General features: G+C 62.2%; 22 protein-coding genes. 14 read left to right on the top strand and 8 right to left on the bottom strand.

The features are described from left to right. Positions 1–29: 29 nt before the first annotated feature. The 5 genes from GT753_RS08380 (at position 30) to GT753_RS08360 (ending at position 4574) form a co-directional block, all read left to right on the top strand. Positions 30–1472, top strand: a complete 1443-nt coding sequence (locus tag GT753_RS08380; protein ID WP_015377933.1) for a diguanylate cyclase — start codon at positions 30–32, stop codon at positions 1470–1472. Between the two features lie 104 nt (positions 1473–1576). Continuing rightward, positions 1577–1927 (top strand): DUF1428 domain-containing protein, encoded by a 351-nt coding sequence (locus tag GT753_RS08375; protein WP_004938082.1) that lies wholly within the window; start codon positions 1577–1579, stop codon positions 1925–1927. Between the two features lie 11 nt (positions 1928–1938). Next, positions 1939–2412: a VOC family protein gene (locus GT753_RS08370; protein ID WP_015377932.1), complete on the top strand. Its 474-nt coding sequence runs from the start codon at positions 1939–1941 to the stop codon at positions 2410–2412. A 26-nt stretch (positions 2413–2438) separates the two neighbouring features. After that, positions 2439–3128: a VIT family protein gene (locus GT753_RS08365; RefSeq protein WP_015377931.1), complete on the top strand. Its 690-nt coding sequence runs from the start codon at positions 2439–2441 to the stop codon at positions 3126–3128. 108 nt (positions 3129–3236) lie between these two features. Continuing rightward, a complete protein-coding gene (locus GT753_RS08360) occupies positions 3237–4574 on the top strand; it encodes a D-serine ammonia-lyase (RefSeq protein WP_021503734.1) in 1338 nt (445 codons plus the stop codon). 54 nt (positions 4575–4628) lie between these two features. Here the strand turns inward: GT753_RS08360 and GT753_RS08355 are convergent, their stop codons facing one another. The 4 genes from GT753_RS08355 to tet(41) all read right to left on the bottom strand — a co-directional run bounded on the left by GT753_RS08355 (position 4629) and on the right by tet(41) (position 9518). Then, positions 4629–6065, bottom strand: a complete 1437-nt coding sequence (locus GT753_RS08355) for a 6-phospho-beta-glucosidase (RefSeq protein ID WP_031299656.1) — start codon at positions 6063–6065, stop codon at positions 4629–4631. A 128-nt stretch (positions 6066–6193) separates the two neighbouring features. After that, complete coding sequence (locus tag GT753_RS08350) at positions 6194–6928, bottom strand: MurR/RpiR family transcriptional regulator (RefSeq protein WP_004938065.1); 735 nt, start codon at positions 6926–6928, stop codon at positions 6194–6196. A gap of 257 nt (positions 6929–7185) precedes the next feature. After that, positions 7186–8142 (bottom strand): sulfonate ABC transporter substrate-binding protein, encoded by a 957-nt coding sequence (locus GT753_RS08345; RefSeq protein WP_015377929.1) that lies wholly within the window; start codon positions 8140–8142, stop codon positions 7186–7188. A 197-nt stretch (positions 8143–8339) separates the two neighbouring features. Continuing rightward, positions 8340–9518: a tetracycline efflux MFS transporter Tet(41) gene (gene tet(41), locus GT753_RS08340; RefSeq protein WP_160125498.1), complete on the bottom strand. Its 1179-nt coding sequence runs from the start codon at positions 9516–9518 to the stop codon at positions 8340–8342. A gap of 64 nt (positions 9519–9582) precedes the next feature. On the opposite strand from tet(41), the gene tetR reads away from it, so the two are divergent. The 5 genes from tetR to GT753_RS08315 all read left to right on the top strand — a co-directional run bounded on the left by tetR (position 9583) and on the right by GT753_RS08315 (position 15130). Beyond that, positions 9583–10224, top strand: a complete 642-nt coding sequence (tetR, locus tag GT753_RS08335) for a tetracycline resistance transcriptional repressor TetR (protein ID WP_160125497.1) — start codon at positions 9583–9585, stop codon at positions 10222–10224. Between the two features lie 175 nt (positions 10225–10399). Further along, entirely contained in the window at positions 10400–10873 is a 474-nt protein-coding gene (locus tag GT753_RS08330) for a (2Fe-2S)-binding protein (RefSeq protein ID WP_015377926.1), read from the top strand. Next, entirely contained in the window at positions 10870–13128 is a 2259-nt protein-coding gene (locus tag GT753_RS08325) for a molybdopterin cofactor-binding domain-containing protein (RefSeq protein ID WP_160125496.1), read from the top strand. Before GT753_RS08330 ends, GT753_RS08325 begins: the two co-directional genes overlap by 4 nt. 28 nt (positions 13129–13156) lie before the next feature. Next, complete coding sequence (locus GT753_RS08320; protein ID WP_031299654.1) at positions 13157–14455, top strand: cytochrome c; 1299 nt, start codon at positions 13157–13159, stop codon at positions 14453–14455. A 69-nt stretch (positions 14456–14524) separates the two neighbouring features. Beyond that, complete coding sequence (locus GT753_RS08315; protein WP_004938044.1) at positions 14525–15130, top strand: nitroreductase family protein; 606 nt, start codon at positions 14525–14527, stop codon at positions 15128–15130. A gap of 209 nt (positions 15131–15339) precedes the next feature. Here GT753_RS08315 and GT753_RS08310 read toward each other — a convergent pair whose 3' ends face one another. Next, positions 15340–16236 (bottom strand): DMT family transporter, encoded by an 897-nt coding sequence (locus tag GT753_RS08310; RefSeq protein WP_015377923.1) that lies wholly within the window; start codon positions 16234–16236, stop codon positions 15340–15342. A 129-nt stretch (positions 16237–16365) separates the two neighbouring features. On the opposite strand from GT753_RS08310, the gene GT753_RS08305 reads away from it, so the two are divergent. Both GT753_RS08305 and GT753_RS08300 read left to right on the top strand, forming a co-directional pair. Continuing rightward, complete coding sequence (locus GT753_RS08305) at positions 16366–16935, top strand: helix-turn-helix domain-containing protein (protein ID WP_076741232.1); 570 nt, start codon at positions 16366–16368, stop codon at positions 16933–16935. A gap of 123 nt (positions 16936–17058) precedes the next feature. Further along, positions 17059–18984 (top strand): DUF3857 domain-containing protein, encoded by a 1926-nt coding sequence (locus GT753_RS08300; protein WP_160125495.1) that lies wholly within the window; start codon positions 17059–17061, stop codon positions 18982–18984. A gap of 67 nt (positions 18985–19051) precedes the next feature. Here GT753_RS08300 and GT753_RS08295 read toward each other — a convergent pair whose 3' ends face one another. The 3 genes from GT753_RS08295 to GT753_RS08285 all read right to left on the bottom strand — a co-directional run bounded on the left by GT753_RS08295 (position 19052) and on the right by GT753_RS08285 (position 24251). After that, entirely contained in the window at positions 19052–21349 is a 2298-nt protein-coding gene (locus tag GT753_RS08295; protein ID WP_160125685.1) for an FdhF/YdeP family oxidoreductase, read from the bottom strand. A gap of 202 nt (positions 21350–21551) precedes the next feature. After that, on the bottom strand, positions 21552–23225 hold the full coding sequence (ggt, locus tag GT753_RS08290) for a gamma-glutamyltransferase (RefSeq protein WP_015377920.1): 1674 nt from the start codon (positions 23223–23225) through the stop codon (positions 21552–21554). Positions 23226–23387: 162 nt separating this feature from the next. Then, positions 23388–24251 (bottom strand): LysR substrate-binding domain-containing protein, encoded by an 864-nt coding sequence (locus tag GT753_RS08285; protein ID WP_015377919.1) that lies wholly within the window; start codon positions 24249–24251, stop codon positions 23388–23390. Between the two features lie 143 nt (positions 24252–24394). Here GT753_RS08285 and GT753_RS08280 point away from each other — a divergent pair, with 143 nt between their 5' ends. Both GT753_RS08280 and GT753_RS08275 read left to right on the top strand, forming a co-directional pair. After that, complete coding sequence (locus tag GT753_RS08280) at positions 24395–25534, top strand: agmatine/peptidylarginine deiminase (protein ID WP_160125494.1); 1140 nt, start codon at positions 24395–24397, stop codon at positions 25532–25534. A gap of 76 nt (positions 25535–25610) precedes the next feature. Next, entirely contained in the window at positions 25611–26291 is a 681-nt protein-coding gene (locus GT753_RS08275; protein ID WP_160125493.1) for a bifunctional 2-polyprenyl-6-hydroxyphenol methylase/3-demethylubiquinol 3-O-methyltransferase UbiG, read from the top strand. The last annotated feature ends 10 nt before the right edge of the window (positions 26292–26301 follow it).

Raw genomic sequence — 26301 nt, 5'->3', positions numbered from 1 at the left:
CTTACGCAGCAGAAGTCTCTGGATCCAAGATGCAAACCACCTCGTTGTCCGATGCCCGGAAAATTTGGCCCGCACTCACCGTCTTTCTGTTGGTGTTCGCGGTTTGCCTGTTGGGCATCGTGAGCCGCCCCGTCGGATTTTTGGCGATATTCTGGCCGGTAAACGCCGTACTGCTGGCGTTTCTGGTGCGTCGCCCTCAGTGGGCCACGCGCGCCGGCTGGGGCATGGCGGTGCTGGGTTATCTGGCGGCGGACCTGCTGACCGGCAGTTCGCTGCAAAAGGCGCTGCTGCTGAACGCCGCCAATCTGACCGGCGTGGTGGTGGGGTATCTGCTGTATATGCGGCTGTCGCCGCCGGCGCGTATGCTGCAGCGTGGCGCCTCCAGCATGTACCTGTTCGGCATCTGCCTGGCCGCCGCCGCCGCGACCGGTTTGGTGGGCGCGGCGGCCTCGCAGTGGCTGTTCGGCAGGCCCTATTTGACCTCGCTGGCACTGTGGTTCTCATCCGAGTTCACCAACTACGTCACGCTGATGCCGTTTATTCTGGCGTTTCCCGCCGATTGGCGGCATCGCTTGCGCGCGGCCCGCAGTATAGTGACGCAGCGCAGCCAATGGCCGCGCGCGGGACGAAAACTGGCGGTATTGGCGCTGCTGGCGTTGGCGGCGATCTGCAGCGTGCTGATCGGCGGCCCCGGGGCGGTGATCTTTCCCATGCCGGTGCTGCTGTGGCTGGCGATGTCCTTTTCGCTGTTCTGCACCATGATTGCGGTGCTGATTTATGTGCTGTGGTGCCATCTGGCGATCGATTTCGGGTTGCTTAGCACGACGCTCGACATGCAGGTGTTGCAAAACGCGGTATCGATGCGTTTGGGCATCGCGCTGCTGGCGCTGGGGCCCATCGCCGTGGCCAGCATGAACTATGCGCGCAGCGCGCTGCTGCGCACGCTGGAGCATGTGGCGAACCACGATGCGCTGACCCACGTGCTGACGCGCAATGCGTTTATGCAGCGCGGCGAGCGGATGATTGACCAAAAGGGCGAGTTGGTATGCGTCATGATGCTTGATATTGATTACTTCAAATCGATCAATGATCGTTTCGGCCACGCCGGCGGCGATCAGGCGCTGATGGCCTTTACCCGTGCGATCGCCGCCGATTTGCGCGTCGATGATCTGTTCGGCCGCATGGGCGGCGAAGAGTTCGCTATCGTCTCGACGCTCGGCCAGCCACAGCAAGGGTTGCAGCTGGCCGAACGGCTGCGGCAACGCATTGAGGCGGAATCGATCACCATGCCGGCCGGCCATCCGCTGCAGATCACCGTCAGCATCGGCATGGTGACCTGCCCGGGCGGTTCCGGCCACAGCCTGGCCGACTTGCTCAAACTGGCGGATCTGGCGGTATACAAAGCGAAAAACGCCGGCCGTAACCGGGTCGCCACGCCGGACTCTGACCCACCGAACGATCCTGAGCGCTGAACTTCCGATCCGGGTTGCGCGCCCGCCGTCTAAACTGGTAGGGGGCGCAGGCAACGTCGCCCGCGCTGAACCGACTGTCCTTAATCAGACAAGAGGATACCAGGATGAAATACGTAGACGGTTTTGTGGTGGCGGTACCGGCCGCCAACAAGGAGGCTTATCACCGGTTGGCGGCCGCAGCGGCGCCGCTGTTCAAAGAGTTTGGCGCCACGCGCATCGTGGAGTGTTGGGGCGATGACGTGCCCGACGGCAAGCTCACCGACTTTCGCGGCGCGGTGAAGGCGCAAGAAGGTGAAGTGGTGGTGTTCAGCTGGATAGAGTACCCCTCCAAAGCGGTGCGCGACGCCGCCAACGAGAAAATGATGAACGATCCGCGCATGAAGGCGCTCGGTGAGATGCCGTTTGACGGCAAACGCATGATCTTTGGCGGGTTCGCGCCGATCCTCGATGCGTAAAGGAGGCGCAAATGGCCAGAATTACGCAACATCTGTGGTTTGAAAAGGACATGGAAGCGGCGCTGAATTGCTATGTCGCGCTGATCCCCGGTTCGTCCGTGAACTGGTTTTCCGACCTGCCGGCGGATACGCCGAGCGGCCCGGCCGGCAGCGTGAAACTGGCTTCTTTCACGCTGGGGGACCAGCGCTACGCGGCGATCGAAGCCGGGCCGCTGGATCCGTTCAACCACAGTTTCTCCGTGATGGTGGAATGTGACGATCAGGCGGAAGTCGACCGGCTGTGGGATGCCTTGAGCGAGGGCGGCGAGGCGGAGCAGTGCGGCTGGCTGCGCGATCGCTGGGGGCTGTGCTGGCAAATTGTGCCGCGGCGCCTGACGGAGTTGATGAACGATCCCGACGCCGCCCGCGTGCGGCGGGTCACGGAAGCGATGCTGCTGATGGGCAAAATCGACATCGCCGGGTTGGAAGCGGCGGCGCGGGGCTAGCGGTAAGAGAACGAAGGAGAGAAAGGATGCATCGAGAGCGGCACAGTATTGAACGCATCGGCTGGCTGCGGGCGGCGGTGCTCGGCGCCAACGACGGCATCGTTTCGACGGCCAGCCTGCTGCTGGGCGTGGCGGCGGCCAGCGCCGCGCATTCCGCGCTGATGATCGCCGGCGTCGCCGGGTGGGTGGCCGGGGCGATGTCGATGGCCACCGGTGAGTATGTGTCGGTCTCGTCGCAGGCGGATACCGAAAAGGCCGCGCTGGCGGAAGAGCAGGCGGAGTTGCTCGAAGACTATCCGGGGGAGTTTCGCGAACTGACGTCAATCTACGTGCATCGCGGGCTGGATCCGGCGCTGGCTCGGCAGGTGGCGGAAAAGCTCATGGCGCATGATGCGCTGGAGGCGCACGCGCGCGACGAGCTGGGCATTTCCTCCGTCACCCGCGCCCGGCCGCTGCAGGCCGCGTTGGCGTCGGCCCTCAGTTTCTCCCTCGGCGCGCTGCTGCCGCTGCTGGTGGCGCTGTGGGCACCGCTCGACTGGACGCGAGCGGCGCTGGTGGCGTCGGCGCTGATTTCTCTCGGCGTTCTCGGCGGCATCGCCGCGAAAACCGGCGGGGCGCCGATCTTGCCGGGCGTGGCGCGTATCCTGATCTGGAGCGCGCTGGCGATGGCGGTCTCCTCAGGCGTGGGCATGCTGTTTGGCGTGACGGCAGGCTAACGCCGCGTTTGCATCAATCTATTGCACCTCAAACTCAGAATTTATCATTTGTCAGCCGCCGGCGTTCACGGCATGGTGACGGCAACGCCAAATCAGTCAGGGACTCTTATGCAAAAATCACAGATCCAACCGTGGGTTGCGCAGCATCCGCTGCTGCAACGAATGGTCGCCCTCGAGCCGATCACCTGGTTCAATCCGCGTGCGACCACGCTGGCCGCCGGCTTGCCCCATGTCGGGCTGACCGCCGCCGACGTGGCCGAAGCCGAGCAGCGCCTGGCGCGTTTCGCGCCTTATCTCGCCGCGGCCTTCCCGGAAACCCAGCCGACAAAGGGGATCATCGAGTCCGAGCTGGTGGCGATCCCCGCCATGCAGCAGGTGTTGGATCGGCGCTATGGGCAGGCGTTGGGCGGGCGTCTGCTATTGAAAAAGGACAGCCATCTGCCGATTTCCGGTTCAATCAAAGCGCGCGGCGGCATCTATGAGGTGCTGACGCACGCGGAGAAACTGGCGCTGGAGGCGGGGCTGCTCCAGATCGGCGACGACTACGCCCGGCTGTGTTCCGATGCATTTCGTCAGTTCTTCCGCCAGTACCGCATCGCCGTCGGATCAACCGGCAATCTGGGATTATCCATCGGTATCATCAGCGCCCGCCTGGGATTTGATGTCAGCGTGCACATGTCGGCGGATGCGCGAGAGTGGAAAAAACAGAAGCTGCGCGACAATGGCGTGACGGTGGTGGAATACGCTGACGATTACGGCGTGGCGGTCGAGCAAGGGCGCCAACAGGCGGCGAACGATCCGAATTGCTTCTTTATCGACGATGAAAACTCGCAAACCCTGTTCCTCGGCTACGCGGTGGCGGGCGGCCGCCTGAAGCGGCAGTTTGCCGAACAGGGCATTGTGGTGGACGCGCAGCATCCGCTGTTCGTGTATCTGCCGTGCGGCGTCGGCGGTGGGCCGGGCGGTGTGGCCTTTGGCCTCAAGCTGGCGTTCGGCGATCACGTTCACTGCATTTTCGCCGAACCGACCCATTCCCCCTGCATGCTGCTCGGCGTCTACAGCGGGTTGCATGACGGCATTGCGGTGCAAGATCTCGGCATCGACAACCGCACGGCGGCGGACGGGCTGGCGGTGGGGCGCGCCTCGGGTTTTGTCGGCCGGGCGATGGAGCGCCTGCTGAGCGCATTTTACACGCTGAGCGACGAAGAGATGTTCGCGTTGCTCGGGTTGTTGGACAGGCACGAGCATATCCAGCTGGAACCCTCCGCCCTGGCGGGCATGGCCGGGCCGTGGCGCATGGAGGCCAATGCGCAACAGCTTAGCGGGCAAGGGGTGAGCGCGGAAAGCCTGGCGCAGGCGACGCATCTGGTGTGGGCGACCGGCGGCGGCATGGTGCCGCCGGCGGAAATGGCGAAGTACCTCGCCGCCGGGCAGACGGCGGAGTAAGGCGCAATAAAGTAAAAAGGGGCGAACATCGCCCCTGATTGGTCTGCCGTGCGGTTAAAGCTGTTCGCCGTTGCTGGCGATCACCCGGCGATACCAGTCGAAGCTTTTCTTGCGCGAACGTTCGAGCGTGCCGGTGCCGTCGTCGTGTTTATCGACGTAGATAAAGCCGTAGCGCTTGCTGTACTCGCCGGTGGTGAACGATACGCAGTCAATGCAGCCCCACGGCGTATAGCCGATCAGGTCTACGCCGTCTTCAATCACCGCTTTTTTCATCTCTTCGATATGGGCGCGCAGATAGTCGATGCGATAGTCATCGTTGATCTGGCCGTCCGCTTCCACCTTGTCGAAGGCGCCGAAGCCGTTCTCCACGATAAACAGCGGTTTCTGGTAACGTTCATACAATACGTTCAGCGAGTAGCGCAGCCCGACCGGATCGATCTGCCAGCCCCAGTCGGAAGCCTTGACGTGCGGGTTCGGCACGTTGCCCGGGAAGCCGAACATGCCGTCGCTGCCTTCCACCGCGTTGGCCTGCAGCGCGTTGCTCATGTAATAGCTGAAGCCAATGTAGTCGGTGCAGCCCTCGCGCAGGATCTGTGCGTCCTGCGGCTGCATCTCGATCTTCAGCCCTTTGCGTTCCCAGTCGCGCAGCAGATAGCTTGGGTAGTAGCCGCGCATCTGCACGTCGGTGTACAGATAGCGCTGGTGCATCGCCTCCACGGCGTACATCACGTCGTCCGGCTTGCAGGAATAAGGGTAGAACGGCACGCAGGCCAGCATGCAGCCGATCTTGAACTCCGGGTTGATCTGATGGCCGAGTTTGACCACCTGCGCGCTGGCGACGAACTGGTGGTGCAATACCTGGTACAGCGCCTGCTCCGGATTGTCTTCCTGGGTGTAGTCCACGCCGGAACAGCAGTAGCCGAACAGCGGGTAGCGGTAGTTGCTCTGGTTGTTGATCTCGTTGAAGGTCATCCAGTACTTCACCTTCTCGCGGTAGCGGCGCATCACCACTTCGCTAAAGCGCACGAAAAATTCCACCACCCGGCGGTTTTTCCAGCCGCCGTAGGTTTTCACCAAATGGTAAGGCATTTCGAAGTGCGACAGGGTAATCACCGGCTGGATGCCGTATTTCAGCAACTCGTCGAACAGATCGTCGTAAAACTGCAGGCCGGCCTCGTTTGGCGTTGCTTCGTCGCCGTTCGGGAAGATGCGCGTCCAGGCGATCGAGGTGCGGAAGCATTTGAAGCCCATCTCGGCGAACAGCGCCACGTCCTGCTTGTAGCGACCGTAGAAGTCCACCGCTTCATGGTTGGGGTAACGGTAGCCGTCGAGCACGCCGTCTGTCATCACGCGATCGACGCCGTGCGAACCGCCGGACAGCACGTCGGCGATGCTTGGGCCTTTGCCGCCCCGATCCCAACCGCCTTCAACCTGGTGCGCGGCGACCGCGCCTCCCCACAGAAAATCTTTCGGCAACTGTTTCATCGTCAATGTCTCATCTTATTTAATGAAGGATAATAACATTCGCATTGCCAATAGAGTAACAAGACCAAAAGAAATGTCACGATATAACAAATCGCCGGACAAAGTGATTTGTCACAATAAAAAAACAGCCTGTTTTATTTTGCCGAATTAATATGCCCAAGCCGTTTGCCGATGGTTTCAATAATGTAAAGCACGGGGATCTGCGTGGTGATATTGTGATGGCCGCCGATCAAATGCTGCGGCACGTGGTAGGAGAGATTAAAGTCCGCCAGCCGCGCCAGCGAAGAGGTTTCGTTGTTGGTGATGCTGATGATCTTGCAGTGGTGCAGACTGAATTGGCTGGCCAGCCGCAGGATCTCTTCGGTTTCGCCGGAAACCGACAGCATGATCGCCACCGCGTTTTTATACATATCGCTGTTGACGGGATAATAAGGATCGTCGATATGGGTGCTGAATTTCCCGACGTTGGAAAAGAAACGCGCGCCATATTTCCCCAAGGCGCCAGAGGTGCTGATGCCGACGAAAATAATCCGCTCGGCGGCGGCGATATGATGCGCCGCTTCATCGAGTAACTGATTAAATTCGTCGTTGCTGACGCTTTTAAAAAAACTGAGAATTTCGCCGATGCCGGAATCGACCGGCGGCGCATCGCTTTGCTCCAGATACAGTTTGAAACGGATGCGAAATTCTGAATAACCGTCGCAACCCATTTTTTTGCAAAATCGCAGCACGGTAGTGGTGGATACGCCGGCGGCCTCGGCCAGCTCGCGGATGGTCATGTACATCACTTGATTTTTGTGTTTGCTGACGTAGTTATAAACCATCAGCTCCAGGGCGTTGAGCTCGGCGATTGCTTTATGGGTAAACATGGGTCGATCCGGCGGCTGAAAACGGGACATTTATCTGCGGGTTACCATAGCAAAATTCGCCGCCGCCGACACTGCCGAACAAAAAGAAAAGCCGCACCAGTCAGGGGCGGCCCAGGGTTCACGACGAACAAATAAAGCAAAACGTTCCGGAAGACATGCCATGAAAACGCGTTTCATCACACAGGGTTAGCATAGGTCAGCTTACTCCGGCGGCAAAATGCCGGTTTCTGCTTTCTAAAGCCAAAGCGCGGCAAAGGCTATGGCGCCTCGGGCTTATCTTCGGACCAGCGGGCGGCGTTGACATCCACCTTAACCGGCAGCAGCCCGATGGCGGTGAATTTATCCGCCAACTGCTGTTGCTGTCTGAACACCTCCGGCGACATGCGCTGGCTGCCGAACGGCATGCGGGCGATGGCTCTGGCCCAAATGGCCTGATCCAGACCGGTGCTCTGAGCGAGGATCGCCGCCGCTTCCTGTGGATGCTCGTTGGCCCAGTCGCTCAGCGCGCCGAGCTGTTGAATCACCTGTTTGGCGCTGTCCGGGTAGGTTTCGGCAAAGCGGCGGCTGGCGAGATAGAAGGTATAGTGCGGCACCAGGCCCTCCGCGTCTTTCAGCAGGCGGGCGTTGGCGCGGGTTTCCACCTCGGCGTAGTAGGGATCCCAAATCACCCAGGCGTCGACGCTGCCGCGCTGGAAGGCGGCGCGGGCATCGCTCGGCGGCAGATAGACCGGCGTGATGTCCTTGTAGCTCAAGCCGGCCTGTTCCAGCGCGCTCACCAGCAGGTAATTGACGTCAGACCCTTTGTTCAACGCCACGCGTTTGCCTTTCAGATCGGCCACGGAGCGGATCGGCGAATCCTGCGGCACCACGATGGCTTCGGTTTTCGGGCTGGGCGGCGAATGCGCCAAATAAACCAGATCGGCCTTGGCGGCTTGCGCGAAGGCCGGCGGCGCGTCGCCGGTCGCCGCCAGATCGATGCTGCCGACGTTCAACCCCTCCAACATCTGCGGGCCGGCGGGGAATTCTATCCAGCGAACCTTGACGCCCTGCGGCTCAAGGGCTTTTTCCAGCGTGCCGCGGTATTTCAGCAGCGCAAAAATGTTAGCTTTCTGGTAACCGATGGTGATTTGCTGCGGTTTCTCCTGCGCGCCGGCCGGCAGGCTAAACAGGCCCAGCAGCAGGGCGGCGATCAGCGGCGTTGTGAGTTTTCTCATCCTGATTTTCCGATAGGCGAAGTAAACAATAGCGATACGCGCTGGGCGTAACGCCATGAAACGGCATTCAAATTTTCCTGCGGCGGGATAAGGGCGATGATAATGAGCGGCGCACTGGCGTGTAAAGCGCCCGCTTATGCTGAATAATGCCTTGCTTAGCCATAAATGAGCTTAAGCGGGAGAAGGGGATCTCTACGCTATGCCGCGTCACGCTCGCGCGAACGCGCCAGCAACGGCGGCACCAGCAGATAGAGGGCGGCGGACAACGCCCAGACCAGGCCGGGCCAGACATCGCGCGTGGCGGCATACAGCGCCGTCGCCACCAGCGGCCCCGCGACGCCGATCAGGCTGCCCATGCTGGCCAGCGTCCCTTGCAGTTCGCCCTGATGGTCGTCGTCCACCTTTTGCGCCATTAACGCCTGCAGCGCGGGCAGCGCCATACCGCCCGCGGCGAAGAACGGCAGCAGCGCAAAGGGCGCCCAGCCGCGCGTGGCGATCGATAACAGCACCAGGCCCAGCGCGTCGGCGGTCAGGCCGATCAGCAGCGCCTTGCGTTCGCCGAGCCGCGCGACCAGCGGGCCGATGGCGAAGGCCTGCGACAGCGCGTGGCAGGCACCGTAACCGGCCAGCGACAGGCCCGCCACCATCATGCTCCAGCCGAAACGATCCTGGCCGTATAAAATCCACAGCGTGGCCGGCGCCTGTGAAACCAGCGCCATGATCAGATAAATGCCGGCCAGCGGCAGCAGGCCCGGTTTGCCGTGCAGCCGTCGCAATGACGAAAAGGGATTGAGGCGGATTTTCTCGGCGGCGCGGGTGCGGGGTTTACGCGATTCCGGCAGCAGGAAAAACGCCATCGCCAGGTTGAGGGCATTCATCGCCGCCGCCGCCAGGAAGGGCGCATGCAGATGCCACTCGCCCAGCGAACCGCCGAGCAGCGGGCCGACGATAAAGCCGACGCCGAACACCGCGCCCACCAGGCCGAAACGCCGCGCGCGCTGGCCGGCAGGAGTAATATCGGTAACGTAAGCGGTGGCGACCGCCATGTTGGCGCCGGTGATGCCCGCCAGCAACCGGCCCAGATAGAGCCAGGCCAGCGTCGGCGCGAACGCCATCAGCAGGTAGTCGGCCGCGGCGCCGGCGAGTGAAATTAACAGCACCGGCCGCCGGCCGAAGCGATCGCTCAACGCGCCGAGGATCGGTGAAAACAGGAATTGCATCAGCGCATAGGCCGCCAGCAGGGCACCGTAATGCAGGCTGCCGGCGTCAAGACCGCCCAGCGAGCGCAACAGCACCGGCAGGATCGGCATGATCAGACCGATGCCCACCGCATCCAGCAACACCGTCAACAAAATAACCAGCATAGGTTTTTTCAAGATTGTGACTCTAACAGTGATAGAGTATTGAGTATTCCATAGTTACCCTATCAGTGATAGAGAGATGAGTGAAAAAAATACTACGATACGTTTAACGCGTGAAACCGTCCTGCGCGGAGCGCTGGCGCTGCTGAACGACATCGGCATCGATGCCCTGAGCACCCGCCGCCTGGCGCAACATTTGGGCGTGCAATCTCCCACGCTCTATTGGCATTTCAAGAACAAGGCCGAGCTGCTGAAGGCGATGGCGGAAACCATCATGCTGGATCACCGTGAAGAGGTGCCCGCCGATATGGCCTGGCAGGATTGGGTCGTCACCAATGCGAACCATTTCCGTCGGGCTCTGCTGGCTTACCGCGACGGCGCGCGTCTGCATGCCGGCACCCGGCCGCAGGAGCCGCAATTCGCCATTATCGAGGCCAAGGTGGCGCTGCTGTGCCGGGCGGGCTTGACGCCTGAACGCGCGGTGAATTTGCTGTTCGCCGTCGGGCGCTTCGTCGTAGGCTGGGTGCTGGAAGAGCAGCAAATGCAGCCGGACGATACGCTGAATGACGCCGATCGCCAGCGTTACCCGCTGCTGTGCGAAGGCTGGGAAACTTTGCAGGATAAGGGTGCAGACGCGCTGTTCGAAGCCAGCGTGCGGCTGTTGGTCGACGGTGCCGAGGCCGCGTTGACGAACGCCAATAATCACGGGACGCAATCATAAAACCGGGCTTATCTATCGGAAATTTATAGAAAATACCCACTTTTCGTTAAAGCCATGGCGGCTACATTCCCTTAACATTATCAAGTCTTTTGATGATAATTATTAGCACACTGCGCAATTATTCGCCGCAGTGATGTTACGGATTAAATCCGTTTGTTTAAGGGATAGTTTCACCATGGAAATCAATGTTAATGGCCGGGTGGTTCCACTCGGCGATATCTCGCCCGAGACCCCGCTGTTGTACGTGTTACGCAACGATCTGCACTTGAATGGCCCCAAATACGGCTGCGGCCTGGGGGAGTGCGGCGCCTGCACCGTTCTTATCGACGGCGTCGCCGCTCGCTCCTGCTCAATGCCGTTGGCCGCGGTAGGAAGAAAATCCGTCACCACGCTGGAAGGCCTGGGCACGCCGGAAACGCCGCACCCGGTGCAGCAAGGATTTATCGATGAGCAGGCGGCGCAGTGCGGTTACTGCGCCAACGGCATGATCATGACGCTGGTCGCGTTGTTCGAACGCGAGCCGGATGCAGATGAACAAACCATCAAGAAAGAGCTGGCCTACAACCTGTGCCGCTGCGGCACCCATCTTGAGATCTTGCGCGCCGCCGAACGCGCCCGCGCGCTGCTGGCTGCACGGAGGCAAGCATGAGCCGCCTCGAACTGACCCGCCGCCAGCTGTTGCAGGCCGGCGGTGTGGTGATGGTCAGCAGCCTGCTGCCCGCGCCGTTTAACGCCTTCGCCGCCGAGCCCGCCCCAACGCCTGCCGATCTGCCGCTGGACAGGGTAGACAGTTTTATCAGCCTCACCGCCGACGGCCGGGTGACGGCATTCAACGGCCACGTCGATCTCGGCACCGGCATTCGCACCGCGCTGGCGCAGATCGTCGCCGACGAAATTTGCGTGCCGTTCGAGCACGTCACGATGATCCTCGGCGATACGCAACGCACGCCGGATCAGGGGCCAACTATCGCCAGCGCCACCCTTCAGGTGACGTCGGTGCCGCTGCGCCAGGCGGCGGCGCAGGTGCGGCATATGCTGACGGCGCTGGCGGCCAAAGCCTTCGAACTGCCGGCCGACCAGCTGACGGCGGCGGCGGGGCAGGTGTTTGTGACCAAGCACCCGGGGCGTTCCTTGAGCTATGCGCAGCTGGCAAGCGGGCAGAATCTGCACGTGGCGCTGGATAAAAACGTGCCGCTGAACGGTGAACAGCAGAACCGCTATGTCGGCCGCGCCGTCGCCCGGGTCGATATTCCGGCCAAAGTGAGCGGCGCGCTGACCTACGTGCACGATCTGCGTTTGCCCGGCATGCTGCATGGCCGGGTGGTGCGCCCGCCTTACGCAGGCGCCGACAGCAGCGCGCCGCTGGGCGGCGGCCTGTTGTCGGTGGATGAAAGTTCGATCGCGCATCTGCCGGGCATCGTGAAACTGGTGGTGATCAACGATTTCATCGGCATTGTGGCCGAGCGCGAAGAGCAGGCGATCGCCGCCATGCGCCAGCTGAAAACCGAATGGAAACCCTGGGCCGGCCTGCCGGACCTGTCGCCGGAGGCGCTGCCCGCCGCACTGGAAGCCAACCCGAAAACTGACCGCGTGTTGCGCGACGATGCGGGCACGGACGACGCGCTGGCATTGTTGCATACCGAAGTGCGGGCTGACTATGTCTGGCCTTACCATCAGCACGCCTCGATCGGCCCTTCCTGCGCAGTGGCGGAGGTTAAAGACGGGCGGGCGCAGGTGTGGTCCGGCACGCAAAACCCGCACGATCTGCGCAAAGATATCGCCAGGCTGCTCGAGTTGCCGTCTGAGCAGGTGCACATCACCCGCATGGAGGCCTCCGGCTGCTATGGCCGCAACTGCGCCGACGACGTCTCGGCGGACGCGGCGCTGTTGGCGCGGGAGACCGGCCGCCCGGTGCGGGTGCAGCTGATGCGCGAACAGGAATCCGGCTGGGAGCCGAAGGGCACCGGTCAGTTGATCCGGGTACGCGGCGGCCTCGACGCGCAAAACCGAGTGGCGGCCTACGAGTTGAAAACCAGCTATCCCTCCAACAATGCGGTGACCTTGCCGCTGGTGTTGACCGGCAAGGTGGCCAACCGGGCTGACGTGCAACAGATGGGCGATCGCACCGCCATTCCGCAATACGAGTATCCGCACATGCGGGTGATTTGCCAGGACGCCGCGCCGATCGTGCGGGCCTCGTGGATGCGCGGCGTTTCGGCGCTGCCCAACGTGTTCGCCCATGAGTCCTGGATCGACGAGCTGGCCTGGCGTGCCGGCGAGGATCCGATCGCGTTTCGCCTGCGTTACCTGAACGATCCGCGCGCAGTGGCCTTGATTGAGGCCCTGAAGCGCCAGGCGAACTGGCAAGACGGCCCGGCGCACCGGTCACGCGCCGCCGGCGCCGAAGTGGTGAGCGGCCGCGGCTTCGCCTATGCGCGCTATTTCCACAGCAAATTTCCCGGCTTCGGCGCCGCCTGGGCGGCCTGGGTGTGCGATCTCAGCGTCAATCGCCTTTCCGGGCAGATCACGCTCGATAAAATCTTCGTGGCGCATGATTGCGGCCGGATGATCAATCCGGCCGGGGTGCGCCATCAGGTGCACGGCAACATTATCCAGTCCGCCAGCCGGGTGCTGAAAGAGTTTGTGACCTTCAACGCGTCGGGCGTGACGTCATTGGACTGGGGCGGCTATCCGATCCTGCGCTTCGACGAATTGCCGCAGGTCGATATCCAGCTGATCGACCGCCCGGACGAAGCGCCGATGGGCGCAGGAGAGTCCGCCTCGGTGCCGAGTGCGGCGGCGATCGGCAACGCGCTGTTTGACGCCCTCGGCGTGCGCCTGCGCGAGGTGCCGTTCACACCGGCGCGGGTGCTCGCCGCGCTGCGCGCTCAGGCCAGCCATTAACCCCCCGTAACGAACAAGGACAGCAAAGATGAGTAAGATGAAAAAAATCGTCGGGTGGGGCGGCGTCACGGTGATCGCCGTGGTAGTCGCCGGCGTGGTCGCCAGTTGGCAGCCGGAGATTGCGCCGCTCGCCGCCGATGCGACCCACAGTTTCAGCGAGGCGCAGATCGCGCGTGGCAAAACGTTGGCCGATCTCGGCGACTGCGCGGTGTGCCACACCCGTGCGGGCGGCGAGCGCAACGCCGGCGGGCTGGCGATGGAGATCCCCTTCGGCACCATTTACACCACCAACATCACGCCGGACGTGGAAACCGGCATCGGCAGCTGGAGCTACGCGGCGTTCGAACGCGCCATGCGCCACGGCGTCGATCGCCAGGGCCGCTATCTCTATCCGGCGTTTCCCTATACCGCCTTTACCCGCACCCGCGACGACGATCTGCAGGCGCTGTATGCCTATCTGATGTCGCAGCCGCCGGTCAAGTACCGGCCGCCGGCCACCGATCTGCACTTTCCGTTCAACATTCGCCAGGGCATCTTCGCCTGGAACCTGCTGTTCCTGACGCCGGGCGCGTTGCCGGAACAGCCAGCCCAAAGCGCCGACTGGAACCGCGGCGCGTACCTGGCCGAAGGGTTGGGGCACTGCAGCGCCTGCCACTCACCGCGCAACGTGCTGTTCGGTGAGAAAACCGGCGGCGAGCACCTGGCCGGCGGCGTGGCGGAGGGCTGGACGGCGCCGGCGTTGAGCGGCCGCTCGCCCGCGCCGCTCGCCTGGACGCAGCAGGATCTGGTCGATTTCATGCGCACCGGCTACTCGGCCAACCACGGCGTCGCCGCCGGGCCGATGGCGCCGGTGATCGAAGAAGGGCTGTCGCGCTTGTCGCAGGCCGATCTGCAGGCGATCGCCGTCTATCTGCGCAGCTATCATCCGGAAGCGGCGGCGCAGGCCGCGGCGGCAACCTTGAACGCTCAGGCGGAGCGCCAGGTCGAGCCCCTGAGTTCGCAAGGGGCGCGGCTGTTTTCCGGTGCCTGCATGGCGTGCCATGCGCAGGAAAAAGGCGCGCAGATGGCGGGGGTGCGCCCGTCTCTGGCGCTGAATACCAACCTGTTCGCCGAGGCGCCGGACAACGCCATTCGCGTGGTGCTGGACGGCATACAGCGGCCGGCGAACGCCGAGCTGGGCTATATGCCAGGCTTTCGCCATAACCTGAATGACGCACAGATCGCCATCCTGCTCAACTACCTGCGGCAGCATTACGCCGGTCAGGCGCCGTGGCCGGACCTGGCGGCGCAGGTCGGCCGCTTGCGCGCCGAAACCGAGCAGAAATAGCCGCCGGGGGCTGGACAGCCACGCCGCGTTGGCGACAATAGAGCTTTTCACATGGACAGAGGCAGTAAAATGAATACGTTAGACGCAATCCGCCAGCGCCGCGCCACCAAGCAGTTCGATGCGCAGCACGTGATGACGCTCGAAGAGAAAAAAGCGTTGCTGACTATCGCGCTGCAGGGCGCTCCCAGCGCGTTTAACCTGCAGCACTGGCGCCCGCTGCTGATCGAAGATCGCGCGCAGCGCGAGAAAATTCGCGAGGCGGCGTGGGGGCAGGCGCAGGTGACCGACGCGTCGATGCTGGTCGTGCTGTGCGGCGATCTGTCGAGCTGGGAGTCACAGGTAAAAACCGTCTGGGCCGAGGCCGCGGAGCCGGTGCAGCAATTCATGATCCCGGCCGTCGATCAGTATTATCGCGGTAAGCCGCAGGTGCAGCGCGACGAGGTGATGCGCAGCAGCGGCATCTTCGCCCAGACGCTGATGCTGGCGGCCAAGGCGCAGGGCTACGACTCTTGCCCGATGGACGGTTTTGATTTCGACGCGGTGGGCGAGATTATCAATAAGCCGGCGCATTATCAGATCGCGCTGATGGTCGCTATCGGCAAGGCGGCGGGGCAACCTTACCCGCGCATCGGCAAGCTGCCGTTCGACGAGGTGGTGAAAACCGACCGTTTTTGACCCGAGCGGTGAATGACAAAAGGGAAGGCTTGCGCCTTCCCTTATTTTTTTGTGACGCACAGTTCGTTCCAGTAGCTGAAACGGATGCGCCGTTGCAGGCGGTGATGCCACATAGAACACTCCTTCTACCCTACACGGTTTAAATAAATAGCACCGCGCCGGACACAAGGCGAATGCCTTATTGTGCATAGCTTGCCCGTCAGGCGGGATTAACCGATTTTACCGGCCCGGTGCGCGGCGGGCGGCCATCGCCAGCCGAAGTTCATGCCCGCCGCCGCGCCGAGAATGGCCAGCGTGCCCAGCAGCTGCAACAGGCTGAGACGGTGCCCGAACGCCGCCCAGTCCACCACGATCGCCACTGCCGGGTAGATAAACGACAGCGCGCCGACCAGAGCGGTGGGGATTTTCTGGATCGCGCCATAGAGCAACGTGGACATCAACCCGGTATGCACCAGGCCGAGGGTCGCCAGCAGCAGCCAGTCGAACGAATCTGCGGGAAGGTGGGCCAGACCGGCGAACGGCGCCAGCGCCAGCGCGCCGACGGTCAGCTGAATCAACACGATCAGCTGCGGCGGCAACGCGGCCAGCTGTTTGACGATCGCCGCCGCCAGGGCGTACATCAGGGCCGCGCCCAGCGCCAGCGCCACGCCGAACAGATAGTCGCCATCGCCGCCACCGCTCTGCCGGCCGGTGACGATCAACACCATCCCCGCGAACGCCAGCAGAAGCCAGCCCAGCCGATTAGCCGTCAGTTTTTCACCGAACAGCAGCGTTCCCAGCGCCACCAACATAAACGGTTGAACATGGTAGGTCACGGTGGCGACAGCGATCGAGGCATGCGCATAGGCGGCAAACAATAGCGTCCAGTTGAGCACCAGCGCGAGGCCCCCCAGGACGGCGAACGCCAGCTGCCGCCGGTTGATGGCGCCTGATTTCAGTTGCCCAAGCGCGGCGCAGGTGGCCAGCATCGCCAGCGCGCCGAACGCGCAGCGCCAAAACACCACCGTGGCGGGCGGCTGCCCTAACACGATCACCGGCCAACCGACGGTGCCGGAGATCGTCATGGCGAGGATCATTTGCACTGCGCCGCGCGTTTTCGTTTTCATGTCGTTTCCCTCGCGGCCTGACCGTGCTTGTGGTGAAGTCGCTTAATCATTAAAATGAACAATCGAACATTATGATGAACACGGTTGGCGCTGTTCGTCAAGACGAACAATTGAATGGTATAACGAACAATGAGCGAGAGCCTAATGCAGAACATCACGCCGATTGGCCTCTTGTCGGCGGCAATCCGCCGTGAGCGGGAGCGATTGAATCTGTCCGTTACCGAACTGGCGAAGCGCGCGGGTATCGCCAAGTCCACGCTGTCGCAGCTCGAAGCCGGCAGCGGCAACCCCAGCCTGGAAACGCTGTGGGCGCTGGCGATGGCGCTGGATGTGCCGGTCAGCCGGCTGATTTCACAGCCGAGCAGGCCGGTGCAAGTGATCCGCGCCCATGAGGGAACGCCGGCGCTGTCGGAGCAGGGCAACTACGCCGCCACGCTGTTGGCCACTTGTCCACCGGGCGCGCAGCGCGACATTTACCGGCTGCGGGTGCAACCCGGTGAAACGAAATGCTCGAGGCCGCATCCGCCGGGCACCGTCGAGCATGTGATCATCAGCAGCGGGCGCGCGCGCCTCGGGCCGGCGGATCAGCCGCTGGAGCTGAGCGCCGGGGATTACATCAGTTACTCCGCCGATCGCGAGCATATTTTCGAAGCGCTGGATCCGGAGACCACCGCCGTGATGTTGATCGAGCAGGGCTAACCCGGGCGTTGATGGTTCGTTTATTGAAAATGATTCTCAATTATATTAGTGTGCCCGCCTGTTTTGACGCCGGGACGGACGTATGGCCCGGTGTCGCTGCTTAACGCCCTTCAAGGACCGAAGATGAAAATCGCTATTCCTTCCATACTGTTACTCGCCGGTTTGACGGCGACGCACCCGGCCACCGTGTTGGCCGCTGCACCGCCCGCCGCGGCGGATCAGGGCCAGAACGACACGGCCAACAACGATTTCAGCTTCGTGCGCTATCGCGCGGATTATCGCGTTAACGCCAACGCCACCAACGTGAAGACGGAAAGCTACGAAGTGCTGCTGAAGACCAAGGCGGCGATCGAGAAATTCAGCCAGATCCGCCTGAGCTACAGCGAAAAAATGGAAACGCTGGAGGTGGTCGCCGCCTATACGCTGACCGCCGACGGCCAGCGCCACGACGTGGCGCCCGACCGCATCTACACCCAGGAGAGCTACTCCAGCGCCACGGCGCCGCTGTATGCCGACCGCAAAGTGCGCGTCATCGTGTTCTCCAACCTGGCGCCGGGATCGCGCGTGGTGTATGAGCTGCGCCGCACGCAAAACACCCCGTATTTCCCCGACTATTTCGGCCTGTGGGAGACGTTCAGCGTTTTCGATCAGTTCGACGACGCCGAAGTGACCCTGCAGGCGCCGGCCAAGCTGCCGATGCATATTTTCACCCGCGGCGTGGCGGGCGGCGACCAGCCGCAGATCCGCAACGGCCAAGCGCACTGGCGCTGGCATTATTCGCGCAGCGCGCCGATGAAGGCGCAAAACTGGGCGGCGGACAGCTGGACCTTCAGCCCGACCATCATGGCCAGCACCTACCGCGATTGGCCGCAGTTGGCCAAGGCCTACCAGCTGAAGGCCGGCGCGGCAGCGAAGGTGACGCCGGGCATTCAGGCGCTGGCGGACAACATTACCGCCGGCATCAGCGATCGGCGCGAGCAGGCGGAGGCCCTCTATCGCTGGGTGGCGCAAAACATTCGCTACGTGGCGGTGTACCTGGGCAATGGTGGGCTGGAGCCGAATTCGGCGCAGAGCATTCTCGATAACCATTACGGCGACTGTAAGGATCACGTGGTGATCCTGGAGGCGCTGCTCGCCGCCAAAGGCATCGAAAGCTCGCCGGTGCTGATCGGCATGGATGAGGGCCCGATACTGCCTAAAGTGCCGCTGCTTGGCCGCTTCAATCACGCCATCACCTACGTGCCGGAATTCAAACTGTACCTCGATTCCACCAATCCCTGGGCGCGTTTCGGGCAACTGCCGGAGGGCGATTTGGGCGCGCCGGTGCTGCTGACGCGCGACGCCAGGCTGGCGCGCACCCCGGGCAGCGACGAGCAGCCGGTCAAGAGCGCGCTGAGCGTCGATTTCGTGTTCGACAAGGCGGGCAATCTGCAGGGGGAGACCGAGCGCCGGCTGAGCGAAGTGGAAGAGATTGACCTGCGGGGCTACTTCTCGCAGATCAACCGCCAGAACCGGGCGCAGGCCGAAGCGACGATCATGTCCGCCTCCGGCATCGACGGCAGCGGCGAGGTGGCGATGAACAGCGATCCGCTGGATCTCAAAAAGCAGTTCGGTTACCGCTTCCGCTTCAAGGCGGACGACTACGTCGATTTCGGCGTGGTGGGCGGCATGACCTTGCCCAACCCGCCCGGCGGCAAATCGTTCCGCACGCTGTATACCACCACGGCGGCGCCGGGCAACGAAACGCCGTTCTACTGCACCGCGCAGCGCTACGATGAAACCTACCGTCTGCAGCTGCCGGCCAACGTGCCGATCATCGCCATTCCGCAAGACAGGCAGTTCCGCAATGCGGCGGGCGACTATCGCGTCGCGTGGCGGCGCGACGGGCAGCAGGTGATCGTCAATCATCAGCTGCAGGTGAACGCCATTCGCGGCAAGGAAGCGCTGTGCCAGGCGCAGGATTACCCGGCGTTCCGCGAGCTGTTCCAGCAGGTGCGGCGCGGTTTCCGCGGCCAGGTGGTGTACGGTGAATTGGCCAACGGCAAATAGGACGCCGCTCCGTAGTCGGATAAAAATGGCCCCCAATCAGATGCCTGTGGGGGCCAAAGCATTCCTACTAAGCGATCTTAACCGCGCGCACCTCTTTGGATCTTAGCTTCACGCGGATTGGCACCGATTTGTACGAAGGCGTACCGCTCTCCTCATCGATGTAATGCAGCGGCACCAGCACGTTGGCTTCCGGGTAGTAGGCGCCGACCGATCCGGCCGAGATGTTGTAGGCGATCACCGTGATGCCTTCCAGGCGCTGGGTGCTGCCGGGCAGCGCCGTTTCCAGGTCGACCACGTCGCCATGCTCCAGCCCCAAACGTTGCAGATCGCTGTCATTCATAAACAGCACATCGCGCCTGCCGAAAACCCCGCGATAGCGGTCATCCAGGGCATAGATGGTGGTGTTGTACTGATCGTGGCTGCGCAGGGTGATCAGCCGCAGCGTATTTTGTTCCGCCGCAATCTGGTCTTCGTGCAACCCGCTGAACACCGAAAACATCGCTTTGCCCGTCGCCGTCGGCCACTGGCGTTCTGTCGGCGGCAATGGCATGCGAAAACCGCCGGGTTGGCGAATGCGCGCGTTGTAATCGTCGAAGCCCGGTATGGTTTTTTCGATCAGATCGCGGATCACGTCGTAATCCTCGACCAACTCATCCCAGGGCACCTTGCTGGCGGGCATCACCGTTTTGGCCATGCCGGCCACAATGGCGGGTTCCGAACGCAGGAGTTCCGACGCCGGTTTTAATTTGCCGGACGAGGCATGCACCATCGACATCGAATCCTCCACCGTCACCGATTGCCGTCCGCCGGCCTGCAGGTCCAGCTCGGTACGGCCCAGGCAGGGCAGAATGAGGGTTTCTTTCGCCACCAACAGATGGCTGCGATTGAGTTTGGTGCCGATATGCACGCTTAACTCCAGCGCTTTCATCGCCGGGAAGCTCTGCTCGGGGTCAGGCAGCGCCACGGCGAAGTTGCCGCCCAGGCAAATCAACGCCTTCGAAGCGCCGTCGATCATCGCCTGCATGCATTTCACGGCATCGTGACCGTGGGCTTTGGGCGGCGTGAAGCCAAACACCGTTTCCAGCTTCGCCAAAAATTCGGCCGAGGGTTTTTCGGTGATGCCGACGGTGCGGTTGCCCTGCACGTTAGAGTGGCCGCGCAGCGGGCAAATGCCGGCGCCCGGTTTGCCAATGTTGCCGCGCAGCAGCAGCAGGTCAGCGATCAGGCGCACGTTGGCCGTCCCTTTATTGTGCTGCGTAATGCCCATGCCGTAGGTCACGATGGTGGCGTTGGATTTCGCGTAAGCGGCGGCGACCTGTTCCAGATCCTGACGCGTCAGACCGCTTTCCGCCTCAATGGCTTCCCAACGGGTGGCCCGCAGATCGGCGTCGAAAGCCGTAAACCCTTCAGTGTGCTCGGCAATAAAGGCGTGATCCAGCGCATTGCCATACTCATCATCCAACTGCAGCAACGCTTTGGCGATGCCTTTGAGCGCCGCGGCATCGCCGCCGGCTTTGACCTGATAGTAGGTTGAAGCGATCGGGGTCGAACTGTAGGTCGCCATTTCGATGACGTTTTGCGGATCGGTGAAACGTTCGAGCGCCCGCTCGCGCAGCGGGTTAAACACAATGATCGGCACTTTTTTGCGCGCCAGCTCATGCAGCGTGCCCATCATGCGCGGGTGGTTGGTGCCCGGGTTGTGCCCGATGGAAATAACCAGCTCCGCGCTGTCAAAGTCGTCCAGCGAGACAGTGCCTTTGCCGATGCCGATCGACTGCGGCAGGCCAACGCTGGTCGGCTCATGGCACATGTTTGAGCAGTCGGGAAAGTTATTGCTGCCAAATTCACGCGCAAACAGCTGGAACAGGTAGGCCGCTTCATTGGACGCCCGGCCGGAGGTATAAAATTCCACCTGTTCCGGCGGCAGCGTCTGCAAGACGGCGGCGATGCGTTGGAACGCCTCGTCCCAGGCCAGCGGGCGCAGGGTGTCCGTCCCGGCGTCATAAAACAGGGGCGTGGTCAGACGGCCGTAGTCCTCCAACTGATAATCGGTTTTTTGCAGCAGTGAGGTCACGGTATTTTGCGCCAGGAATTCAGGGGTCACGCGCTTGCTGGTCGCTTCCCAGGTCACGGCTTTGGCGCCGTTTTCGCAAAACTGAAAGGTGGAGCGATGCTCTTTATCCGGCCACGCACATCCCGGGCAGTCAAACCCGTCGGGCTGGTTGGTACGCATCAGCGTCACCGGCGCTTCCAGGGTATCCATCTGTGTGCGCACGGCGATGGCCGTCGCTTTCAGCGCGCCCCAACCGCCGGCGGGCCCATCGTAGGGATGGACACCGGGTACTGCTCGTCTTTTCGCCATTATTAATTGCCTCCGACACCGCTTACGATAAATGCAGGTGATTGATTTAAAATTAATATTGTCGTTATCGTCTAAGAAGGAAGGCAGACGCCGCCGTCGTCAAACGCGAGCCTGTCGCTTCAGTATAGATGAGTAAGAAAGGGCGCAGCGGCAGTCAATGCGGGGAAGTAGCGGCCCGTCTAACCTGAGGCGGGCCGCCGGGGCGTTACTTTTTCACCACCAGGCCCACGCCGCGGCCGCGCGGATCGGACGCGGTTTCCGGCGTGCGGCCATCGATGCGGATGACCTGAATATCCCCCATGTTCCAGCCCTGGTCTTCGAGGGTGTAGCCCATGGCCTTCAGCTCGTCCGCCGGTTTGCCGGTCAGCGGCGCAAAGCTGTCATAGTAGACGGTGTCTTTCGGCAACAGCTGATGGTGTACGCGCTGGGCGGCCACCGCCTGCGCCAGCGGCAGGTGGTAATCGTAGAGGTTGTTGATCACCTGGAAGATCGAGGTGAAGATGCGCGAACCGCCCGGGGTGCCGATCACCAGGGTGACGTCGCCGTCGCGGGTGATGATGGTCGGGCTCATCGAGGAGAGCATGCGTTTGCCCGGCTCAATGGCGTTGGCGTCGCTGCCCACCACGCCAAAGGCATTGGCGACGCCCGGTTTGGCGCTGAAGTCATCCATCTCGTCGTTGAGCAGGAAGCCGGCGCCTTTGACCACCACGCCGCTGCCGAAGTCCCAGTTGAGCGTATAGGTGTTGCTGACGGCGTTGCCGGCGGCATCGACGATCGAGAAATGGGTGGTTTGGTGGGTTTCCAGCCCCGGCCGTACCTGCTCGGTCGGTGAGATCGCCTGCGGATTGATCTCGGCGGCGCGTTTTTGCAGGTAATCAGGGGCGATCAACTGCGCTTCCGGCACGTTAGTGAAATCCGGATCGCCGAGGTAGTCGGCGCGATCGGCGAACACGCGTTTTTCGATCTCCGCCAACAGGTGGATATAGCGCGCCGAATTCAGCGGCACGTCCTTGAAGTCGGCGGCGCGATCTTCTTTTATCCCCAGCAGCTGCGCCAGCGCGATGCCGCCGGAGCTGGGCAGCGGGGCGGTATACACGGTGTTGCCGCGCCAGCTGATGCGCATCGGTTCGCGCCATTTCACCCGGTAGTCGGCCAGATCCGCCGCGCCGATCAGCCCGTTGTCGCGCTGCATTTGCGCCACCAGCAGGCGGGCAGTTTCGCCGTGATAAAAATCGTCGGCGCCCGATTTGGCGATGCGCTCAAGGGTGGCGGCCAGCTCCGGCTGTTTGAACACCGTGCCGGGCTTCATGGCGCCGAAATAGTCGCCGAAGTTGGTTTTACCGGCGAACAGCTTGTTGGCGTCTTCACGGTACTGATACTGCTGATCCGCTACGGTGAAACCTTGCCGGGCGTAGCCGATCGCCGGCGTCAGCAGTTCGGCCCACGGCAGCTTGCCGAAACGCTTGTGGGCTTCCCACAACCCCAGCACGGTGCCCGGCACGCCGGCGGCGCGGCTGCCCACCAGGCTGAGATTTTCGATCACTTCGCCTTTCTCGTTCAGATACATGGTCTTGCTGGCGGCCTTGGGCGCCACTTCGCGGTAGTCGAGAAAATAGGGCTTACCGTCGACGTACAGCGTCATAAAGCCGCCGCCGCCGATATTGCCGGCTTCAGGGTAGGTCACCGCGAGGGTAAAGGCGGTGGCGACCGCCGCGTCGACCGCGTTGCCGCCGGCCTGCAGAATGTGCGCGGCGACCTTGGCGCCATACTGATCCGGGGCGGCGACCGCGCCGGCGGTCAGATCGGCGGCAAAGGCGGCGGGAAGGGAGCAAGCAAGGGTCACGCTCAGCGCTATCGTTTTCAATAAACCGGCAGACATAGAAGATCCTTTTAGCGATGTTCAGTTATCAGGTGAATTCAACTAATTATTTTTGAAACAGCAGGTTAGCGCGTTTTCTTCGGGCTGTTGCGGCGCTTTATTGAAGGTAGCAGCGGTCAGGCGGGGTCGCCTGACCAGAGTAGCAAATCGTGACGTGACGCGTTATGCGCCGGCGGGCAGCGCCGACTGCAGCCATTGGCAGAAGTGCCGGGCGAGCGGATTGTGTTCGCTGTCGCGATGCAGCAGCCACGCCCAGTTGGCGCCGCGCACGCGTTGCTCGGTTAACGGGTGCAGCAACCCGGCCTCACGCGCGTGTTGCGCCAGCAGCTGACTGACCAACGCGATGCCGAGGCCGTTGCAGGCGGCGTCCAGCAGCAGACCAGGATCGGAGAAGTTCAGCCCGCTGTCGCGTTGGCCGACGTGCGCGCCGCCCGCCACCGTCCAGTGGCTCCAGTCCATCTCGCGTTCGCCGTGCAAGGTCACGCGCTGCTCCGGCGCCAACGCCAGCAGGCTGGGGTGGCAGGCGGGATAGAGCCGGTCGGTACAGAGAACGTTAAAGGTGCAGTCCGCCTGCGCGCTGAGATCGTCGCGGATCGCCAGATCGATGCTGTCCGTCGCCATATCCGGCGGTTCAAAGCTGGTGAACAGCCACAGATCGATCTGCGGATGTCGCTGGTTGAACTCGCCCAGCCGCGGCGCGAGCCAGTGGCGGGCAAAGGCCGGGGTGGTGTTGACGATCAGCTGATTGGGTTTGCGGTACTGATCCAAACGGCGAATGCCGACGGCCAACTGTTGCAGCATCACCTGTGCGGTGCTGAACAGATCGTGGCCGGCGTCGGTCAGCGTTACGCTGCGGCCGGTGCGGAAGAACAGCGGCTGTTCCAAAAACGCCTCGAGGCTGCGGATCTGTTGGCTGATGGCCGACTGGGTCAGGTGCAATTCTTCGGCGGCCTGATGAAAACTGCCCAGGCGCGCCGCCGCTTCGAAACCGCGCAGTGCGCTCAAAGGGGGCCAGTGTTTTAACATTATCGATAAGCCTGTCTAATCAGATATCCACTAAATATATCGTTTGTCGCGGTGGCAGGGGAAGACTAGCATGGGATTCAAGTGCCGGAGAGTGAAGAATTCGGTTAACCATTTGAATTTAAATTAATTAAAAGAGGTCGTTTATGTCATCGCGTCGCACCTTCATCAAGCAGCTTTCGGCGGTGGCCGGCGTCGGCTTGACGGCATCGTTGGGCTTTCCATTACGCGGTCACGCAGAAGCTGCGCTTAATCCGGCCTGGCGGATGCCCGACGAAGGGGAACCTCAGCTGCGGGCGTTTCTCGCCTTCGGCGCCCAGAAGGCCATCTGGGGCGGGTTCACGGCGGACGTGCAGGCAGCGCAGGGGCGCATCGCCCGCGCCATCGCCGAGTTTCAGCCGCTGACGGTATTTTGCCGCGCGCACGAACGGCAGCTGGCGGAGGCCACCTGCGGCAGTCAGAACGTCAGCTATGTCGTCACCGAGCTGGATGACATCTGGATGCGTGACATTGGCGCCAATTTCGTCATCAACGACGCCGGTGCGCTGGGCGCGGTGGATTTCAACTTCAACGGCTGGGGCGATAAGCAGCAGCATGCCAAGGATGCGCGTCTGGCGGCGTTCGCCGCCAAAAAATACGGCGTCGCTCAGCCGCGCCGCAGCGCGCTGGTGGGGGAAGGCGGTGGCATTGAGGTGGATGGGCGCGGCACCGGCATCATGACCGAGAGCAGTTGGGTGAATGCAAACCGTAATCCAGGCTGGAACCGCGATCGGGTGGAGCAGGAGCTGAAGGCGATGCTCGGCCTGCGCAAAATTATCTGGCTGCCGGGCATTAAAGGCCGGGACATCACCGACGCCCACGTCGATTTTTATGCCCGTTTCGTGCGGCCGGGCGTGGTGGTGGCCAACCTGGACACCGATCCGGCCTCTTATGATCATGCGGTTACCCAGGCGCATCTGGCGATCCTCAAGGCAGCGACCGACGCCGACGGCCGCAAGCTGCAGGTGCATACGCTTTCGCCGCCGCTGGCACCGCGCGACAGCCGTTTCAGCCGTAACAATCCGGACTTTGCGGCGGGCTATATCAACTATTTCGTGATCAACGGCGCGGTGATCGCCCCTGAGTTTGGCGACCCGCAGGCGGATAAGGCGGCATTTACGCTACTGTCGGCGCTCTATCCGCAGCGCAAGGTGGTGCAGTTGGAGATCGACGCCATCGCGGCCGGCGGCGGCGGCATTCACTGCGTGACCAGCCAGCTGCCGGTGCATGGCAAGCCAGAGCAGTGAATGTTCAAAAAATGCGCGCACGGTTGTTTGTCGCCATAGGCTGTGGTTGGCTGAGTGGAAACATAAGGAGGCCATCATGAACGACTCATCCTTGAGCATTCCCACCTGGTATCGCGATCCGTATGCAGAGCAGGCCATGGCCGAAGGCCATGCGCCTATCTGGCGGCATCTGCTAACTCTGGTGCCGGAACACGAACTGTCCGGCGTCAGGGTGCTGGACTTCGGCTGCAATCAGGGCGGTTTTCTGCGTCTGTTGCACCAAATCCGGCCATTTCGTGAAGGGCTCGGCGTCGATATCGCCCGCCAGTCCGTCGAACACGCCAATCGCCTGAAAGGAAACCTGCCGATCGATTATCAAACCGACACGCGGCTGACAGGCTGGGATGACCATTTCGATATAGCCTTCAGCCATGAAGTCATCTACCTGATCGAAGATATCGCGCAGCATGCCGCCGATATGCTGCGGGCGCTGAAACCGGGCGGCGTTTACTATGCGGTGACCGGCTGCCACACCGACAACCCGCTGTGGCCGCAATGGCGCGCAAGGGTCGCTGAACAGACGCATACCGTGGTGCAGGATCGCTCGCTGGACGACTATGCGCGCATTTTCTCCGGCGCAGGGTTCCAGGTCTCTGCCCGCAGGCTGGGTTTTTCCGGCTTCGTGCCCTATGAGCCGGACGCTTGGATGCCGAATATCGCGGCGGCGATCGACTACTATTGGCACACCAAAACGGTGTTCAGATTGGCGAAGCCGTAAAAAGCCGTAG

Origin of the sequence: Serratia sp. Z4 (genome assembly GCF_009900725.1) — a bacterium.
Classification (GTDB): domain Bacteria; phylum Pseudomonadota; class Gammaproteobacteria; order Enterobacterales; family Enterobacteriaceae; genus Serratia; species Serratia nematodiphila.
The sequence above is the reverse complement of the archived record's forward strand: the minus strand, read 5'-3'. Positions and strand labels throughout refer to the sequence as shown.